The organism is Cupriavidus sp. 01T418 (assembly GCF_056398885.1).
The window spans coordinates 114032-131408 of sequence record NZ_JBFTQG010000014.1; the positions used below are offsets into that span (position 1 = coordinate 114032).

At 65.1% G+C, this 17377-nt stretch carries 20 protein-coding genes; 15 read left to right on the top strand and 5 right to left on the bottom strand.

Annotated features, from left to right (window positions below):
* Positions 1 to 78 precede the first annotated feature (78 nt).
* The 8 genes from AC1DQ3_RS16695 (at position 79) to fliR (ending at position 5940) form a co-directional block, all read left to right on the top strand.
* Positions 79 to 987, top strand: coding sequence for a LysR family transcriptional regulator (locus AC1DQ3_RS16695; protein WP_477121276.1), 909 nt, complete (start codon positions 79 to 81; stop codon positions 985 to 987).
* A 339-nt stretch (positions 988 to 1326) separates the two neighbouring features.
* Positions 1327 to 1812: a flagellar basal body-associated protein FliL gene (gene fliL / locus AC1DQ3_RS16700; protein WP_477121277.1), complete on the top strand. Its 486-nt coding sequence runs from the start codon at positions 1327 to 1329 to the stop codon at positions 1810 to 1812.
* A gap of 150 nt (positions 1813 to 1962) precedes the next feature.
* Positions 1963 to 2970, top strand: coding sequence for a flagellar motor switch protein FliM (fliM, locus tag AC1DQ3_RS16705; RefSeq protein WP_477121278.1), 1008 nt, complete (start codon positions 1963 to 1965; stop codon positions 2968 to 2970).
* Positions 2963 to 3424 (top strand): flagellar motor switch protein FliN, encoded by a 462-nt coding sequence (gene fliN / locus AC1DQ3_RS16710; RefSeq protein ID WP_477121279.1) that lies wholly within the window; start codon positions 2963 to 2965, stop codon positions 3422 to 3424. The genes fliM and fliN overlap by 8 nt, the downstream gene beginning before the upstream one ends.
* The gene (gene fliO / locus AC1DQ3_RS16715) at positions 3421 to 3972 is read left to right on the top strand and encodes a flagellar biosynthetic protein FliO (RefSeq protein WP_477121280.1); all 552 of its coding nucleotides are present in this window, start codon (positions 3421 to 3423) and stop codon (positions 3970 to 3972) included. Before fliN ends, fliO begins: the two co-directional genes overlap by 4 nt.
* A 137-nt stretch (positions 3973 to 4109) precedes the next feature.
* Positions 4110 to 4799: a flagellar type III secretion system pore protein FliP gene (gene fliP / locus AC1DQ3_RS16720; RefSeq protein ID WP_477121296.1), complete on the top strand. Its 690-nt coding sequence runs from the start codon at positions 4110 to 4112 to the stop codon at positions 4797 to 4799.
* Positions 4800 to 4833: 34 nt separating this feature from the next.
* Positions 4834 to 5103 (top strand): flagellar biosynthesis protein FliQ, encoded by a 270-nt coding sequence (fliQ, locus tag AC1DQ3_RS16725; protein ID WP_477121281.1) that lies wholly within the window; start codon positions 4834 to 4836, stop codon positions 5101 to 5103.
* Between the two features lie 51 nt (positions 5104 to 5154).
* Positions 5155 to 5940, top strand: a complete 786-nt coding sequence (fliR, locus tag AC1DQ3_RS16730; protein ID WP_477121282.1) for a flagellar biosynthetic protein FliR — start codon at positions 5155 to 5157, stop codon at positions 5938 to 5940.
* 35 nt (positions 5941 to 5975) lie between these two features.
* Here the strand turns inward: fliR and AC1DQ3_RS16735 are convergent, their stop codons facing one another.
* The 3 genes from AC1DQ3_RS16735 to AC1DQ3_RS16745 all read right to left on the bottom strand — a co-directional run bounded on the left by AC1DQ3_RS16735 (position 5976) and on the right by AC1DQ3_RS16745 (position 9011).
* A complete protein-coding gene (locus AC1DQ3_RS16735) occupies positions 5976 to 7205 on the bottom strand; it encodes an RtcB family protein (RefSeq protein ID WP_477121297.1) in 1230 nt (409 codons plus the stop codon).
* 144 nt (positions 7206 to 7349) lie between these two features.
* A complete protein-coding gene (bla, locus tag AC1DQ3_RS16740) occupies positions 7350 to 8249 on the bottom strand; it encodes a class A beta-lactamase (protein ID WP_477121298.1) in 900 nt (299 codons plus the stop codon).
* Positions 8250 to 8438: 189 nt separating this feature from the next.
* Positions 8439 to 9011, bottom strand: coding sequence for a hypothetical protein (locus AC1DQ3_RS16745; RefSeq protein WP_477121283.1), 573 nt, complete (start codon positions 9009 to 9011; stop codon positions 8439 to 8441).
* A gap of 184 nt (positions 9012 to 9195) precedes the next feature.
* Here AC1DQ3_RS16745 and AC1DQ3_RS16750 point away from each other — a divergent pair, with 184 nt between their 5' ends.
* A complete protein-coding gene (locus AC1DQ3_RS16750) occupies positions 9196 to 9876 on the top strand; it encodes a glutathione S-transferase family protein (protein WP_477121284.1) in 681 nt (226 codons plus the stop codon).
* Between the two features lie 310 nt (positions 9877 to 10186).
* Here the strand turns inward: AC1DQ3_RS16750 and AC1DQ3_RS16755 are convergent, their stop codons facing one another.
* Positions 10187 to 11068 (bottom strand): LysR family transcriptional regulator, encoded by an 882-nt coding sequence (locus AC1DQ3_RS16755; protein WP_477121285.1) that lies wholly within the window; start codon positions 11066 to 11068, stop codon positions 10187 to 10189.
* Between the two features lie 168 nt (positions 11069 to 11236).
* On the opposite strand from AC1DQ3_RS16755, the gene AC1DQ3_RS16760 reads away from it, so the two are divergent.
* The 5 genes from AC1DQ3_RS16760 to AC1DQ3_RS16780 all read left to right on the top strand — a co-directional run bounded on the left by AC1DQ3_RS16760 (position 11237) and on the right by AC1DQ3_RS16780 (position 15077).
* A complete protein-coding gene (locus tag AC1DQ3_RS16760; RefSeq protein ID WP_477121286.1) occupies positions 11237 to 11659 on the top strand; it encodes a VOC family protein in 423 nt (140 codons plus the stop codon).
* Between the two features lie 35 nt (positions 11660 to 11694).
* Positions 11695 to 12390, top strand: a complete 696-nt coding sequence (locus tag AC1DQ3_RS16765; protein WP_477121287.1) for a fumarylacetoacetate hydrolase family protein — start codon at positions 11695 to 11697, stop codon at positions 12388 to 12390.
* 328 nt (positions 12391 to 12718) lie between these two features.
* On the top strand, positions 12719 to 13519 hold the full coding sequence (locus AC1DQ3_RS16770; RefSeq protein ID WP_477121288.1) for an HpcH/HpaI aldolase family protein: 801 nt from the start codon (positions 12719 to 12721) through the stop codon (positions 13517 to 13519).
* Positions 13520 to 13579: 60 nt separating this feature from the next.
* Positions 13580 to 14473 carry a 2-hydroxy-3-oxopropionate reductase gene (gene glxR, locus AC1DQ3_RS16775; protein WP_477121299.1) on the top strand — a complete coding sequence of 298 codons (894 nt, stop codon included), beginning with the start codon at positions 13580 to 13582 and terminating at the stop codon, positions 14471 to 14473.
* Positions 14474 to 14702: 229 nt separating this feature from the next.
* A complete protein-coding gene (locus AC1DQ3_RS16780; protein ID WP_477121289.1) occupies positions 14703 to 15077 on the top strand; it encodes a hypothetical protein in 375 nt (124 codons plus the stop codon).
* Positions 15078 to 15121: 44 nt separating this feature from the next.
* On the opposite strand, the gene AC1DQ3_RS16785 is transcribed toward AC1DQ3_RS16780, so the two are convergent.
* Positions 15122 to 15565 (bottom strand): MarR family winged helix-turn-helix transcriptional regulator, encoded by a 444-nt coding sequence (locus tag AC1DQ3_RS16785; protein ID WP_477121290.1) that lies wholly within the window; start codon positions 15563 to 15565, stop codon positions 15122 to 15124.
* 127 nt (positions 15566 to 15692) lie between these two features.
* Between AC1DQ3_RS16785 and AC1DQ3_RS16790 the strand changes: the two genes are divergently transcribed.
* On the top strand, positions 15693 to 17231 hold the full coding sequence (locus tag AC1DQ3_RS16790; RefSeq protein ID WP_477121291.1) for a DHA2 family efflux MFS transporter permease subunit: 1539 nt from the start codon (positions 15693 to 15695) through the stop codon (positions 17229 to 17231).
* The last annotated feature ends 146 nt before the right edge of the window (positions 17232 to 17377 follow it).

Below are 17377 nucleotides of genomic sequence, written 5' to 3' on the forward strand. Positions count from 1 at the left end.
TCCAGGTGTTGGACACCACTAGAGATGATACTGGCTGTAGTATCCGTCGCATTTTTTGATACCTAATCGGACCTCCGCATGGACCTCAGGCAAATCCAGTACTTCATCGCGCTGTTCGAGGACGGCTCGGTCACGCGCGCGGCCAAGCGGCTCAATATCGTGCAGCCGGCGCTGAGCATGCAGATTGCCAGGCTGGAGGAGGAATTCGGGCAGAAGCTGTTCGATCGCATCCCGCACGGTATGGTGCCGACCGCAGGCGGCCGCATGATGTACCGCCTCCTCCTGCCGATCGTGCGCGATCTCGCCAACGCGCGCCAGCAGCTGATGCAACGCGACGAACAGGTGGCCGGCAGCATCTCCATCGGCATGGTGGCCTCGGAAACGGAGAGCGTGCTGGTGGGATCGCTGGCGCGCTTCAACACGCGCTACCCTAACGTGGAGGTGTCGGTGGCGGATGGCTTCAGCGCCACGCTGATCGATCTGGTCTCCGCCGGCCAGCTCGATGCCGCCGTGGTGCACAAGCCGCGCGGGCGGCTGGCGCTCACTGTGCAGCCCCTGCACGACGAGGAAATGGTGCTGGTCACCAGCGCGGCGCATGGGCCCGAACTGCCGGCGGCGGTGGAGCTGACCAAGCTGCCCGGGCTCGAACTGGTGCTGCCCACCAAGCGCCATGGCTTGCGCGGCGTACTGGACGCGGCCACCCAGCTGGAAGACGTGACCCTGCAGCCCAAGTTTGAAATCGACATCCTTGGCACCATCGTCCGCTTCGTCGAGGCCACGCGCTTCGCCACCGTGCTGCCGCGTATCGTGGTAAAGCGGGCCGTGGACGAAGGGCGCCTGCGCATGTACCAGATCATGGCGCCGCGCATCGTGCGGCATCTGGTCTGCGTCAGCCACCCACAGCGGCCGCTAAGCACCGCGGCGGACGCCCTGATCGGCATCGTGGCCGAGGAAATCCGCCGGATGTCCGGCACCGCCAATGCCTAGCGACATGAAAAAACGCTTTCCAATCAGCCCATTAGCGAGATCCCGCGCCCCGGCCCGCGGCGCCTGCGCGTTCGCGCCGGCTCGGCTGCGGGACCGCAAACCGGCCGCCCGAGCCCCGCGCCGCCCGCCGTCCGGCCCCCACCATGGGTTTTCCTCAAACATCCCACTCAAGTTCCGTTCCCGCCATTCGTTAACCCCTGTAAGACCATCCGCATCGCTCGGATGACAAGACCTGCTCCGCTCAAAGGGCCAAGCTGAGCGGGTTTCACCCTTTTTTTCGGCCCTTTGCTTGCCCCTCATTCCCTCAAGAATGGCAGGGCATTCCGATACAGGCATCTCATGGCGAATACGCTCACTTCTTCCCAGGCTGACGGCAACACGAGCAAGCGCGGGCGACTGCTGCTGGTTCTCGGCGTCGTGCTCGTCGCGGCGCTGGGTGCCGGGGGCTTTTTTCTGGGCAACATCCTGAGCAACCGCCAACCGGCCGCGCCTGCCGCCCCGGTTGTACCCCCGCCGATTTTTGTGCCGCTGGAGGCATTTACCGTCAATCTGAAGAGCGATGACGGCGACCGCTTCCTGCATACCGGTTTGTCGCTCAAGGTGGCGGACGCGCAGAACCTGACGCGCATCACCGAATACCTGCCGGAAGTCCGCAGCCGCATTTTGCTGCTGCTGTCGGCCAAGCAGCCGCCAGACCTGGCGACGGTGGAAGGCAAGCACAAGCTGGCCCAGGAAATCAAGACTGCCATCAGCCAGCCGTTCGCGCCCAACCTGCCCAAGCAGCAGATCCTGGACGTCCTATTCACTTCCTTCGTGGTGCAGTAAGCGCTTTGCCCTGCCCCACCAGCAAATCCGATATGAATCCGTCCTTGTCTGCCTTGCACGTTCCACAGCGTGCGCGCCATCGCCAGCGCGCGGGTTGATCGGCAAATGGTCGCTTTCATTCATCACGGCATTCAAGGGGCAGGACACTAGATGGCCTACGACAAGTTCCTCTCGCAGGACGAGGTAGACGAATTACTCAAAGGCGTGTCGGGCGAGACCGACATGCCCGAGGTCGCCGCGCCGGTCTCGGAGGATGGCGTGCGCCCGTACAACCTGGCCACGCAAGAGCGCATCGTGCGCGGCCGGCTGCACACGCTCGAAATCATCAACGAGCGCTTTGCCCGCCAGCTGCGCACTGCGCTGTTCAACTTTATCCGCCGCGGCGCCGACATCTCCGTGGGCGCGATCCGCATCGAGAAGTACGGCGACTTCGTGCGCAACCTGCCGGTGCCGACCAACCTGAACCTGGTGCACATGAAGCCGCTGCGCGGCACGTCACTGTTCGTGTTCGACCCCAACCTGGTGTTCCTGGTGGTCGACAACCTGTTCGGCGGCGACGGGCGTTTCCACACCCGCGTGGAAGGGCGCGACTTTACCCAGACCGAGCAGCGTATCATCCGGCGCCTGCTGGACCTTGCGCTCAACAGCTACGGTACCGCCTGGAACGCGGTGCACCCGATCGAGCTGGAATACGTCCGCTCGGAAATGCACACCAAGTTTGCCAACATCGCCATGCTCAACGAGATGGTGGTGACGACGGCCTTCCATATCGAACTCGGCGCGGTCGGCGGCCAGCTTCACGTCTGCTTCCCGTACTCGATGATCGAGCCGGTGCGCGACCTGCTGATGAACCCGCTGCAGGACGAGGTCGAAGTGGACAAGCGCTGGATCTCCCAGCTGTCGCAGCAGATCCGCGCGGCCGAGGTCGAGCTGGTGGCCGAATTTGCCCGCGTGGAAAGCACCGTAGCCGAAGTGCTGGCACTGCGCGTTGGCGATGTACTTCCCATCGAGTTGCCCGAGCAGGTCTTCGGCAAGGTCGATGGCGTACCCGTGATGCAGGCCGGCTTCGGCACCATGAATGGCCAGTATGCGTTGCGGGTAGAACGGATGATCAATCACAAAGAAATCGATTCCAACAAGGAAACCGACCATGACTGACGGCAAAGACGACAAGCCGGCCGACCCGATGGACGACTGGGCCAGCGCCCTGGCGGAGCAGACCAGCGCCGAGGAAGTTGCCGCTGCTGCCGTGCCTGCCCCGGCTTTTGCCGCCACGCCAGCCACAACAGCAACACCGGCCGCCTCCAAGGTCTTCCAGCCGCTGCAGAAGGACACGCCGAGCGGCTTCCACAACGATATCGAGATGATTCTCGATATCCCGGTGCAGCTCACGGTAGAACTCGGCCGCACCAAGGTGCCGATCAAGTCACTGTTGCAACTGGCGCAGGGCTCGGTGGTGGAACTTGATGGCCTGGCCGGCGAACCGATGGACGTGCTGGTCAACGGCTACCTGATCGCCCAGGGCGAAGTAGTGGTGGTAAACGACAAGTTCGGCATCCGCCTGACGGACATCATCACGCCGTCCGAACGCATCCGGAAGCTCAACAGATGAACGCCAGCCCGCGCCGGACCGCCACCGCCGCGCTTGCCGCCGGCGTGGCCCTGGCGCATGCCGCGCCCGCTGCCGCGCAGGCCAGTGCCGCCGCCGGTACTCCCGGTACTCCCGGTACTCCCGGCAGGCCCAGCCCTGCCGGCATCGGCACGGTCGGCAGCAACGTCGGCGCCGGCAGTCATGTCGGCGTGGGCACCGCGTCGGGACTGGCGCAGGCCGGCCTCGGCCTGTTCGCCGTCATCGCGCTGATCCTGCTGCTGGCCTGGCTGGCGCGCCGCGCCGGCCTGGTCCGGCATGGCCAGGGCGGCCAGATGAAAGTGGTAGGCAGCACCATGCTCGGGCCGCGCCAGCGCCTGGTCATGGTGGAAGTCGGCGACACCTGCCTGGTGCTGGGTGTCAGTGCCGGCGAGATTCGCACGCTCCACACATTGCCCGCGCAAGCCGCGCCCAAGCCGGGCTCATCCTCCGGCAGCGCGGCGGTCCCGGGTCCGCCCGGCAGCTTTGGACAAAAGTTGCTGCGCGCCATGCAAGACAACCTGAAGTCATGAATTTCCTGCCTGACGCCACCCGGCGCTCCCTGCATCACCACATCCAGTCCTTCCGCGAAACCCTCAGCCAGCCCGCCAGGCTTGCGCTGGCGGCCTTGCTGGGCTGCGCGTGCCTTGCGCTGGTGCTGTTGCCGGCCATGGCCCATGCGCAAGCGCTGCCAGGACTGACCAGCAAGGCCGGCCCGGGCGGCAGCCAGACCTGGTCGCTGTCGGTGCAGACGCTGGTGCTGCTGACCTCGCTGTCCTTCCTGCCGGCGGCCATGCTGATGATGACGGGCTTCACGCGCATCATCATCGTGCTCGGCCTGCTGCGCAACGCGCTGGGCACGGCCAGCTCGCCGCCCAACCAGGTCCTGGTGGGGCTGTCGCTGTTCCTGACCTTCTTCGTCATGTCGCCGGTGTTCGACCGCATCTACACCGACGCCTACAAGCCGCTGTCCGAGAACAAGCTCAGCCTGGAAGACGCCGCCGCCAAGGCCGCCGCGCCGCTCAAGTCCTTTATGCTCAAGCAAACCCGCGAGAAGGACCTGGCGCTGTTTGCCCAGATGGCCAAGGTGCCCGAGATGCAGGGCCCCGAGGATGTGCAGATGCGTATCCTGGTGCCCGCCTTTGTCACCAGCGAGCTCAAGACCGCCTTCCAGATCGGCTTTACCGTCTTTATCCCCTTCCTGATCATCGACCTGGTGGTAGCCAGCGTGCTGATGGCGATGGGCATGATGATGGTGCCGCCGGCCACCATTGCGCTGCCATTCAAGCTGATGCTGTTCGTGCTGGTGGACGGGTGGCAATTGCTGCTGGGCTCGCTGGCGCAAAGCTTCCTGAACTGACCACGGGGCAACCGCCCCAACCGAGGCCTTCGCCATGACGCCGGAAACCGTAATGAGCATCGCCACCCAGGCGATGAAGATGACCCTGATGCTGTCGGCGCCGCTGCTGCTGGTGGCGCTCGCCGCCGGCCTGGTGGTGAGCCTGTTCCAGGCCGCCACGCAGATCAATGAAATGACGCTGACCTTCATCCCGAAGCTGCTGGCGCTGTTCGCCACCATGGTGCTGGCCGGCCCGTGGATGATCAACACCTTCGTCGACTACATGCGCGAAGTGTTCCAGGGCATTCCCGCCCTGGTGCACTGATTCCGGCTCCCCCGCCGGGCCACGTTTCCGCCAACGCCGCATCCCGCCGCCGTGCTTTCCGTCACCTCCGCCCAGCTCTACGCCTGGATCGCCGCCTTTCTCTGGCCCATGTTCCGGCTGCTGGCGCTGATCGGCACCGCGCCGCTGTTCGGGGAATCGGCCATCCCGCGGCGGGTCAAGGTCGCGCTGGCGGCGCTGATCGCGGTGATCGTCTCGCCCACCATCGACAAGCTGCCGCTGGCGCCGGTGTATTCGTTCGAGGGTTTCCTGATCATCCTCAACGAGATAGGCATCGGGCTGGCGGTGGGCTTCAGCATGAAGCTGGTGTTCTCCGCCGTGCAGTTCGCCGGCGAAACCATCGGCCTGCAGATGGGCCTGTCGTTCGCCTCGTTCTACGACCGCTCTTCCGGCGGCCAGACCATGGTGCTTGGGCGCTTTCTCAACGTGGTGGCGATGCTGATGTTCATGGCGCTGGACGGGCACCTGATGCTGCTGGCCACGCTCGCCGACAGCTTCGCCACCCTGCCGATCTCCGCCCAGCCGCTCTCCGGCGCGGGCTGGGCAGCCGTGGCCGCCGCCGGCGCCACGGTGTTCTCGTCCGGGCTGCTGCTGGCGCTGCCGCTGATCGCCGCGCTGCTCACGCTCAACCTCGCCATGGGCATCCTTAACCGCGCCTCGCCGCAGTTGTCGATCTTCGCGGTCGGTTTTCCGGTCACGCTGGGCGGCGGCATCTTGATGATGACGCTGATCATGCCGCAGATGAGCACCTATATGGCGCGGCTGATCGAGGGCGGGTTGAGTACGGTGGGGATGGTGTTGGGGCAGTTTGGGCGGTGAGGCCGTTGGCCACCTTCAGCCACCTTCAGCCCCCTTCAGCCCTTCACGCAAACCACCTGCTTGAGCGTGTGGACGATCTCGACCAGGTCGGACTGCGCCGCCATCACCGCGTCGATGTCCTTGTACGCCATCGGGATCTCGTCGATGACCTCGGCGTCCTTGCGGCATTCCACGCCTTGCGTGGCGCGCCGCTGGTCGTCCACCGAAAACCTGCGCTTGGCCTCGGAACGGCTCATGGTGCGGCCCGCGCCGTGGCTGCAGGAGCAGAACGATTGCGCATTGCCCTTGCCGCGCACGATGTAGGAGCGCGCGCCCATCGAGCCCGGGATGATGCCGAGTTCGCCGGCCTTGGCACTCACGGCGCCCTTGCGCGTCACCAGCACATCCTCGCCGAAGTGGCGTTCCTTCTGCACGTAGTTGTGGTGACAGTTCACCGCCTCCATCTCCGAGTCGAAGGGCTTGCCGATCACGGCGCGCGCGGCGTGCAGCACATTGGCCATCATCAGCTCGCGATTGCGCCGCGCGTATTGCTGCGCCCAGTCCACCGCGAACACGTAGTCGTCATAGTGCGTGCTGCCTTCCACCAGATAGGCCAGGTCGCGGTCAGGCAGGTTGATGAAGTGGCGGCGCATATCCGCCTGTGCCAGCTCGATAAAGGTATTGCCGATGGCATTGCCCACCCCGCGCGAACCCGAGTGCAGCATGAACCAGACCGACTGGCTCTCGTCCAGGCAGACCTCGATAAAGTGGTTGCCGGTACCCAACGTGCCAAGGTGATTGCGGTTGTTGGTGCGCGCCAGCTTCGGGTACTTCCGCGTGATCTGCTCGAAACCGCCGGCCAGCGCGAGCCAGCTGGCATCCACCGTATCCGGCACATTGCCCCAGGCCCCCTGGTCGCGCCCCCTGCGGTTGTTCGAGCGCCCGTGCGGCACCGCTTTCTCGATGGCGCTGCGCAGGGGGCCCAGGTTATCGGGCAGGTCGCTGGCGCGCAGCGTGGTCTTGACGGCGATCATGCCGCAGCCGATATCCACGCCCACCGCCGCCGGGATGATGGCGCCGCGCGTCGGAATCACCGAGCCGATGGTGGAGCCCTTGCCCAGGTGCACGTCGGGCATCACGGCCAGGTGCCTGAAGATGAACGGCATCTGGGCGGTGTTGGCAAGCTGCGCGCGGGCGCTCTCCTCGACCGGCACGCCGTGGGTCCACATCTTTACCGGATGGCCCTTGCCGGTCTGGAATACGTCGTAATTCTCCCTGGAGGTCATCTCTTCCACTCGCATTGCCTTGCGGCGGGAACCGCAATGCCGCACTCTCACTAGTTGTGATGTAGTCCCGCGGACAGACTCACGTCAACCAAAATAATGCGGCATCGCCACGATCAGGACAAAGCGGGATTTCGCGGCCCCAACCTAAGCGACGGCCTCGGCCACGATCCGCGCTGCCGTTGCCAGCACGTCGTTGCGATATGCCGCGTCCTTGGCGTCCTTGCCGCGTTGCGTGAAATAAATGGCAAGCACGAGGGGCGGCTTTCCGGGCGGCCACGCCACGGCAACGTCGTTGGCCGTGCCGTAGTCGCCGGAGCCGGTCTTGTCCGCTACCTGCCAATCCGCCGGCACGCCGGCGCGGATCCGCGCCGCGCCTGTCGTGTTGCCGCGCATCCAATGCACCAGCCTGTCGCGTTCCGCCCCGCCCAGCGCATCGCCCAACGCGAGCCGTTGCAGGCTCCCCGCCATCGCCGCGGGCGTCGACGTATCCCGCGCATCGCCCGGAATCGCAGTGTTGAGTTCGGTCTCCCAGCGGTCGAGCCGGAATTCGGCGTCCCCGATCGAACGGGCAAAAGCCGTCACGGCGGAAGGACCGCCAAGCATCTTCATCAGCAGGTTGGCCGCCGTGTTGTCGCTGTACTGGAGGGCGGCCGCACAGAGTTCGGCGACCGTCATGCCTTCGCCGGCGTGCTCCCCGGTGATCGGCGAATATGCAACGAGTTCGTCTTTCGTGTAGGCAATGCGCCGTTGCAGCAGGCCGCTTTGCACAGCGCTGCGTTGCAGGATGGCGGATGCGGCGAGCACCTTGAACGTGCTGCAAAGCGGGAAGCGTTCGTTGGCGCGGTGGCTGATCCGCGCACCGTTGGCGCTGTTCAGCGCAGCAACGCCAAGGCGCCCTCCCGCGGCGGATTCGAGAGCGGCAAGGCGGTCTTGCGCGGCGCTGCTCCCTCCTGTTTTTCCTGCCCACGAAGTACAGGCGGCGCCGGCGAATGGGACCGAAGCTGCGGCAAGCAGCAGCGTGCGGCGAACGGGTAAGTGTGTCATCTGCTTTTTTCTGTGATGGGGGGCGGCGACTGTATCAGAGAGACGCCAATAGTGCCGGTAGCGCCTGCTTGACGGCTGCGCCCGGCGGAGCGCCGCTTCTTCCATGCCGCCATCACCGCGCTGCCGCACGAACTGCGGCCGGCCGCGGCCGAGGTCATGCCACGGCCTTGACCGGCCGGCGGGCCTTCCTCAAAGCGCCGCGCAGACCGCGTCCGGCTCAAACCCGCGAAAGACCCGTTGCGTGGGATCCGAAGTCAGCGCGACGCCGTCAGCCTCCGCCCGGACCAGCCGCAGCACCTGTCCGGCGCAGCTCTTGGCGGCGGCATTGCGCTGGAAGCGGAACTCATACTCCCGGCCTGGCAGCGGCACGAAGGAGATGCCCACCGCGCAGCGGTATGGCTGGTCGTCGGCGGCCGACGCCGCCGCGGCGGTCAGGTAGAGGCGATGGCCAGCCAGCAACCACCGCTCGCGCGTGCGGCCGGGGGGCTCGGGCGACGCCCCCAGCATCCCAAGGCTGGTTTCCTTGCCGATCGCCGTGATCTGGTTTCCCGTCGCGGCCAGCAAGGCAGGCTTGGGCGGCTTGGGACATTTGCCGGCATCCACCACGCTGAAGGTGGTGTTGTCGTCCGTGTTGGTCACCAGCCGCACACGGGCGGCGGGCGCGCCGGTCTCGACGTGGTAACGGGACACGCAGCCGCTTAGCGTGAGCGCCAGCATGGATGCCGCGCCAAGCGGGATGGCAGCTTTGCAGACTTTCGACATGGGGATGCGGGAAAGTTGGCGACCGGTGAAGCATACGCGTTTTGATTCGCCATGCGCGGTTGGCGGCCCATGATCCAAGGCGAACGGTTTAACATATGGCTGCCACGGCTTATCACCGGGGACACGTGCGATCCGGATCACGATCGTCCCGCCCCGCGGCCAGAACGACAAGGAGGCAACTCTCATGGCTCTGACGCTCCATGCCCACCCGCTGTCTTCGTTTTGCCACAAGGTCCTGATCGCGCTCTACGAGAACGGGACGCCGTTTTCCACCCATCTGGTGAACCTTGGCGAACAGGAATCGCGCGCCGCCTTCCTGGCGCTCTGGCCTATCGGCAAGATGCCGGTCCTGCACGATGGCGACCGCGGCCTGACGATCCCGGAATCCACGATCATCATCGAGTATCTCGACCGGCATTACCCGGGCGCGCGGGCGCTGCTGCCCGCCGCGGACGACGAGCGCCGCGAGGTGCGGCTGTGGGACCGCATCCTTGACCTCCATGTGCATCTGCCGATGCAGAAGATCGTGGGCGACCGCCTGCGGGCCGACGGCGAGCGCGATCCGCGCGGTGTCGCGGACGCGCGGGCCGCGCTGCACACCGCCTATGACATGATCGAGCAGCGCATGGTGGACAGGACCTGGATGGCGGGCGAGCATTTCACGCTGGCCGACTGCTCGGCAGAGCCCGCCTTGTTCTATGCGGCCCTGGTGGCGCCGTTCGCGCAAACGCATCCGCGCCTCGCCGCCTATGCGGAGCAATTGTGGGGTCGCCCATCCGTGCAGCGTGCCATTGCCGAAGCCCGCCCGTATTTCCACCTGTTCCCGGTCAAGGACGCCGTCCCGGCACGCTTTCTCCGGGACTAGCGCCCGCTCCCCGCATGTGACGCGCGCGGCGGTTTCTCCGGCGACATGCCGCGCCACTGCCCGGCCACGGGCACCAACGCGGCGCCAAAAGCCGGGATTAGACCGCAATGGCGCTGCTGCTCCGCGATTTGATCCCCTGCCCCGCTGCTTAATATTCAGCTACACCTCGCAAACGTCATCGGCACTGATTTTCCGGCCTTCGACTTTGCGATTTAATGGCAGGCGGCGCCCGCTCGAGCGCTTCGTTTCGTCCTCGTCACCCCGTGTGCGCACCCGCCGCCCGGGGTGTTTTTTTTGCAGCGCGCGCCGTTCACGCCGGCTCCCGCCAGTGCGCGGCCTCGGCAACGAGCGCATCGATCAGGGCCGCCATGGATGGCCGCTTGAGCGCCGACTGCCGGACCAGCACACCGATCTCGCGGAAGACCGGCTCGCCCGGCAGCGGTATCTCCACCACGTTGCGCGCTGACTTGAGCGGGACCAGCTCAGCCGGAATGATTGCGCAGCCCAGCCCCTCGCCGACCATCTGCAGGATCACCGCCGGCTCGTCCAGCTCCATGCCCTCGTCCACCCACAGCCGGTGCCGCCGGAGATAGCGGTCCACCTGCTGGCCGCCCATGGAATGCCGGTTGTAGCGGATAAACGGCAGCGAAGCCAACGCCGCCTTCAGGTCGCGCGGGGAGCCCGAGGGTGCGATGCCGACAAAGCGCTCCCGCATCAGCGGCACCCATTTGAGTTCCTGGGGAATGCCAAGCCGGGGCTTGATCAGCACGGCCACGTCGAGTTCGCGGGCGTCCACCTGGGTGAGCAACTGGGTGGACATGCCAGGGACGATATTGACGTGCGCCTTGGGAAAGCCGGCGCGCAAGCGCTTCATGGCCTTGGGCAACAGCGTGGCCTGCACGGTCGAGACGGCGCCAAGTTCGATCGGCGTGGTGTCGGAGACCGAATGCGCGCGGCCCTTCATCGTTTCATAAAGCGCCACCAGGCGCATGGCATCCGGCAGCAGCTTGCGGCCGTCCTCGCTCAGCGCGACCGACTTGCCTGAGCGGTCGAACAGCGTGCATCCCAGGTCTTCCTCCAGCCGGCGGATCTGGGTGCTCACGGCGGACTGGGTGAGCCCCAGGCGCGCGCCGGTTGCGGAAAAGGACGAGGTTTCGGCTGCCACCAGGAAGGTGCGGAAATAACGGATCATCCGGCCCTGCTCATGGTTCGATTTAGGGTTCGATGCACGGCTCGATTACGGTTTTATATTGAAAATATTGATGCTGAGCACAGAAATCATTCGTTTCATATTACGACTTCTGCTGACTACAATCAACGCATACGCACTCCCTGCCACCCTGCCCACAAGAGTCCTCCCATGAGCGCAACGCCGTTGTTTCACCTGGCTTTTCCCGTCAACGACCTGGAAGAAGCCCGCCGCTTCTATGGCGAACTGCTCGGCTGCCCCGAAGGCCGAAGCTCCGAAGCCTGGATCGATTTCAATTTCTACGGCCACCAGCTCGTTGCCCACCTCGCGCCGCAAGAATGCGGCCATCACGCGACCAACGCCGTGGATGGCGACGACGTGCCGGTGCGGCACTTCGGCGCGATCCTGTCCATGCAAGAGTGGGAAGCGCTGGCCGACAAGCTGCGCGCCGCGGATACCAGGTTCGTGATCGAGCCGCATGTGCGCTTCAAGGGGCAGGTTGGCGAGCAGGCCACGATGTTCTTCCTCGACCCGTCGGGCAATGCCCTTGAGTTCAAGGCCTTCGGCGACATCAACCAGGTTTTTGCAAAGTAATCGACCCCTCACGTACGGACCACAGCTACCTGGACATGACCGAATTCGTTATCCAGCCTACCGAGCAGGCAAGCATCGCCGTGGCCGGCAGCAGCGCCCGCTTTCCCATCCGCCGCGTGTTCTGCGTCGGCCGCAACTACGCCGCGCACGCGCGCGAGATGGGCAATGACCCTGACCGCGAGCCGCCGTTCTTCTTCACCAAGCCGGCCGATGCGGTGGTGGCCGCGCAAGGGACCGTGCCCTATCCGCCGCTGACGGAAAACCTGCACCACGAAATCGAACTGGTGGTGGCCATCGGCAAGGGTGGCGCCGGCATCAAGCCGGAGCAGGCGCTCGACCTGGTATGGGGCTACGGCGTGGGCGTGGACCTGACCCGCCGCGACCTGCAGGACGTCGCCAAGAAGATGAGCCGTCCGTGGGACTGGTCCAAGAGCTTCGATGCCTCCGGGCCGTGCGGCCCGCTACAGCCCGCCGCCAGCATCGGGCATCCTGCCCGGGGCCGCGTGTGGCTCAAGGTCAACGGCGAGTCCCGCCAGGAAGGCGACCTCAACGAATTGATCTGGCCAGTGGCAGACGTGATTGCCTATATTTCCCAAAGCGTGACCCTGGCGCCCGGCGACCTGATTTTCACGGGCACGCCGGCTGGCGTTGGCGCGCTGCAGCCGGGCGACGAGGTGACCGCGGGCGTGGAAGGGGTCGGCGAGATCGCTTTCCGGATCGGCAAGCGCTGAGGCCAAGACAAAGCCGGCAAGGGCACTCATCGTATTACCGGGGAGATCCGGACCCCGTTTGGTACGCGTGCCGGCTGTACGCCTGCGGAGCCGTTTCAGCAGCAACGAAATGCCGGAACGACTCGCTGGAACGGCCAGGCAAGTGCGCTAGCTTCGACTTTATTTAGTAGGACATCCTACGACGGAAACTCAGCCAATCCTCACGGATACTTTCCGCTGCACCTTGACGTGGCACGTGCAAAGCTTATACTTGCCCCAAGTTGTACGATAACCTATAAGTCAACGCGCAGAGCGACTAGCGCCAGACAAACCCATGCCAGGAGGCATCATGCGCGAGAACCGGATTCGGAAAATGTGGGCGGCGGGACACGCCGTCGTCAACGGCTGGCTGTCCATCCCCAGCGGCTTCGCCGCGGAAACCATGGCCCACCAGGGCTGGGATTCGCTGACAGTGGACTTGCAGCATGGCGCGCTCGACTACCGCGACGCCCTCAGCCTGTTCACCGCCATTTCCACCACGGACACCGTGCCGGTGGCGCGGGTGCCATGGAACGAACCGGGCATCCTGATGAAGGTGCTCGACGCCGGCGCGTACGGCGTCATCTGCCCGATGATCAATACCCGCGAGGACGCCGAGCGGTTCGTCGCCGCCACCCACTACCCGCCGCTGGGCACGCGCAGCTTCGGACCGTTCCGCGGCTTGCTTTATGGCGGCGCCGACTATCCGGAACACGCCAACGAGACCATCGTCACCTTCGCCATGATCGAGACCATGCAGGGACTGAACAACCTGGATGACATCCTCTCGGTCCAGGGGCTGGATGCGGTCTATATCGGCCCATCCGACCTGTCGCTTGCGCTCGGTTGCAGGCCCACTTTCGACGACGTGGACCCGCCGGTCGCGGAAGCCATCGCGCATGTGCTGTCGCGCGCCAAGGCCCACGGCGTGGTCGCCGGCATCCACAACGGCGCGCCGGAAGCGGCGTTGCGCCGGATCGAGCAGGGCTTCCAGTTTGTCACGGTGAGTTCCGACGCCCGGCTGATGGCGGCAGGCGCCAGGCAGGTGGTGACGCAGATGCATGCGGGGCAAGCGGGGCGAGCCGCCCCCGGGCACGCATCGGGCTATTGAAATTCGAATCACCGGGATCGCGGCGCCCGCAATCCCGGTGCAACGCACTAACGGAGAATAATCGTGAAGCTTGGATTTATCGGCCTTGGCATCATGGGCACCCCGATGGCGGCCAACCTGATCGCCGGTGGCCACGAAGTGAGCCTGTACAGCCGCAGCGGCGTGCCGCAAAGCTTGCTGGACGGCGGCGGCGTGGCATGCAACAGCGGCAAGGAAGTGGCCGCGCGTGCGGACGTGATCTTCCTGATGGTGCCGGACACGCCCCATGTGGAAGCGGCACTGTTCAACGAGGGCGGCATTGCCGAGGGCCTGAGCGCCGGCAAGACCGTGGTCGACATGAGTTCGATCTCGCCCATCGCCACCAAGGCCTATGCCCAGCGCATCAATGCGCTCGGTTGCCAATACCTGGACGCGCCGGTGTCGGGCGGCGAGGTCGGGGCGCGCAATGCCACGCTGTCCATCATGGTGGGCGGCCCGGAAGCCACCTTCGAAACGGTGCGGCCGCTATTCGAACTGATGGGCAAGAACATCACGCTGGTGGGTGACAATGGCGCGGGACAAACCGCCAAGGTCGCCAACCAGATCATCGTGGCCCTGAATATCGAAGCGGTAGCCGAGGCCCTGCTGTTCGCCTCCAAGGCCGGCGCGGACCCGGCGCGCGTGCGCCAGGCGCTGATGGGCGGCTTTGCCTCGTCCAAGGTACTGGAGGTGCATGGCGAACGCATGATCAAGCGCACGTTCGAGCCGGGTTTTCGCATCGGGCTGCACCAGAAGGACTTGAACCTGGCGCTGTCGAACGCCCGCGAGCTGGGCCTGTCGCTGCCGAATACGGCCACCTGCCAGGAGTTGTTCAATACGTGCACGAGCCATGGCGGCGCGGGCTGGGATCATTCGGGACTGGTGCGGGCGCTTGAAATCATGGCCAACCATGAGGTGGCTGCCAAGCCAGACTGAAGCCTCTCCCCTCGACGGCAACCCGCACCGGGGCGGCATCTGGCGCCGCCCCGATGGCCGCCGGCCACCGAAAAAGGCCGCGTCGCTGGCTGGCCAGTGCAAAGCAGAACGCGCTGCCGTGCAAATACAGAAATTTCCCAAAGGCGAACGACGGCTTACGCAGTATGCTTTTGCGAGCCCGCCACGCTCGCGTTGAAGCAGGTGGATCTCCATTTTTCAGGAGCTTGCATTGCCTCCCTTCGCCCGAGACGCTCTCAAGTCGATCGCCGGCGCCGACAGTCCGGCTGACGCTCTCTTCGCCCTCAGCACGCAACGCGATCTCATCGCCGAAATGCTCGAGCTGAGCCGCCCGGCCGACGCCAAGTACCTGCCTCGCGTATCCGAGTTGACCGACCGGATCGAAGCGTTGAATCGCGAACTGGGCGAGCGCATGGCGAACAGCTGTGCCGAACTGCAGAGTATCGGCGCCGGACTGGACAGCGTGCTGCAACTGGCGGAACTGCAAAGTGAAAAAACCGAAGAAGCCTACGGCCTGTACTGCCTGCTGAAGCTGCTGAAGTTGCAGCTCGATAAAGCGGTGGAAGACGTGCACCGGATGCTTTGAGCGGCCGTGAAACCCGAAAGCCGGCCCTGCGCCTTCCCTGCCCTTCAGCGATCGACAATCGTGCCGAGATTGACCCGCACACGCTGAAGCAAGGCGATCAACTGCTCCCGCTCCTGCCCGCTGAGCCCCGCCAGCGCTTCCGCGGCAACCTCGTCGCCGACCCGGCGCGCCTTGTCCAGCGCCTTCTCCGCCCTGGGGGTCATGCGCACCACCCGTTCCCGGCGGTCCGCCGGGTTGGGCAGCCGTTCGATCCAGCCCCCCTCTTCCATCCGGTCCAGCAGGCGGCCAGCCGAAATCGGCGCGACTTCAAGCAAGTCGGCCAGCCGCACCTGGTTGACTTCGCCATAGTGCGACAGATAGGCAAGCGCGCGGCATTGCGCCCGGGTGAGATCGAGGGACGACTTGGCCAGGTCGTCGAAGCGCTTGCCGCATAGCCGGCCAACGTCCGAGACAAGGAAGCCAAAGCGCTTTTCCAGTTTCGTTTCCATGGCGTGATTGTACAAAGATCGACCTCCGCAGATGCGATACCGCATCCAGAGGCCGGCTTGCCATGCCGTGCCGTTGCCATATAATAAGCATGCTTATCATCCTCCGGGCCATCAGGCTGTCTTATCCATGTCTTCCCAAGCGGTAGCAGGGCGCGTGGCGATGCCGCTCAACCGGCCCATGGTCACTATCTCGATCATGGCCGCCACCCTGATCCAGACGCTCGACAGCACCATCGCCAATGTGGCGCTGCCGCACATGCAAGGCAGCCTGTCGGCATCGCAGGACGAGATCACATGGGTGCTGACCTCCTACATCGTCGCGGCCGCGATCGCCACGCYGCTGACCGGATGGCTCTCGGACCGGCTCAGCGTCAAGCGTCTGCTGGCGATCTCGATCACGGGCTTTACCATCGCCTCCGCGTTCTGCGGGCTCTCGGACACGCTCGCGCAGATCGTCGCCTCCCGGCTGCTGCAAGGCATCTTCGGGGCGTCGCTGGTACCGCTGTCGCAATCGATCCTGCTTGACATCAATCCCCGCGAAAAACAGGGCCAGGCAATGGCAGTCTGGGGCATGGGCGTGATGGTGGGGCCGATCCTCGGACCGACGCTGGGCGGCTGGCTGACCGACAGCTACAACTGGCGATGGGTGTTCTTCATCAACGTGCCGATTGGCGCATTCGCGCTGTTCGGCGTGTTGACGTTCCTGCCCGGCAAGGCGGCGCAGCGGGCGGTGAAGTTCGATGCCTTCGGCTTTATCACGCTAGGCCTGGCGATCGGCGCGCTGCAGGCCATGCTCGACCGCGGCGAGCAGCTCGACTGGTTCGGCTCGCTGGAGATCCGCATAGAAGCCATCCTGGCCGGGTTGAGTTTCCTGTACTTCCTCGCGCACACCGCCACCGCCGGGCCAAAGTCGTTCTTCCGCTACCAGTTGCTGAAGGACCGCAACTTCGCCACCGGCGCCTGCTTTATCTTTGTGATCGGCGCGGTCATGTACGCCACCCGCGCGCTACTGCCACCGATGCTGCAGAACCTGATGGGCTATCCCGTCGCCACCACGGGGCTGGTCACCGCGCCAAGCGGTGCCGGCACCATGCTCTCCATGCTGCTGGCCGGACGCCTGCTCAAGCGTATCGACGCGCGCGTGCTGCTGCTCTCGGGCTTCCTGATTTCCGCCTTCGCGCTGTGGCAGATGATGCAGTACACCGTCGTGCTGTCGGTCTCGGATATTGTCTGGCCCGGCATCATCCAGGGCTTTGGCCTGGGGCTGGTGTTCGTGCCGCTCAGCGCGCTGACGTTTTCCACGCTCACCCCGCAACTGCGCGCGGACGGCACGGCCATCTTCAGCCTGATGCGCAATATCGGCAGCAGTATCGGCATCTCCGTCATCCAGACCCTGATGACGCGCAACACGCAGGTTGCCCACGCCGACCTGGCCGCCAATGTGAGCGTCTACAACCCGGCCATGCAGGCACTGCTGGCAAACGGCTCCCGCTACGATCTGGCCACGCTCAACCAGTCGATCAACCAGCAGGCCTCGATGATCGCCTACCTCAACGATTTCAAGTTCATGTTCCTGGCGACCCTGCTGGTGGTGCCGCTGATCCTGCTGATCAAGCCCATGCACCATGCCGACGACGACGCCGTCGCGCACGCGGCCATGGACTGACGGCTCGCTTGGCTAGTCAGTATGACTCCCCTGAGGGCAAGAGGGCCGGCCCGCCGCGAGGAATCAAACGCGGGTTAGCATGACTGCCAGAGCCGCACGGTGTGGACAATGCCACACCCGGCGATTTCCAGCGCGGAGGCCAGCAT